General features: G+C 53.2%; 1 protein-coding gene. It reads left to right on the top strand.

The features are described 5' to 3' along the window. A partial coding sequence (locus AB9F29_RS21830; protein WP_369757239.1) for a hypothetical protein occupies nucleotides 1-192 on the top strand: 192 nt, incomplete at its 5' end. Between the last annotated feature and the right edge of the window lie 124 nt (nucleotides 193-316).

The raw sequence follows: 316 nt of genomic DNA, 5'->3' as shown, positions 1-316 counted from the left end.
TTTGATTTAGAACACTGGGGCGGCCACGGCCGCCCCAGTGTTCATCGCATTAAGTTCGCAGCGAAAGTCCAGTTCTCGGTCAACCTGACCATGTCCGCAAACGGCGGCGATCTCCACCGGTCGACGCAACACACTCTGCGAACTTCTCTGCTGGCGTTTGATATTGCAAGGTCTTGCGAGGGCGTTCGTTGAGTTGCCTTGCGATCAATTTCTAGCTTGAGCATTTATTTAAGCAGTGTTTCTGAAGCCAGTCGACCAAAAGCATTTGCGGCCTTGGGGCTCGCGCCCGTAATCAGACGACGATCAATATGGCATG

This window comes from Falsihalocynthiibacter sp. S25ZX9 (assembly GCF_041205405.1).
GTDB classification, from domain to species: Bacteria; Pseudomonadota; Alphaproteobacteria; order Rhodobacterales; family Rhodobacteraceae; genus Falsihalocynthiibacter; species Falsihalocynthiibacter arcticus.
The sequence above is the reverse complement of the archived record's forward strand: the minus strand, read 5'-3'. Positions and strand labels throughout refer to the sequence as shown.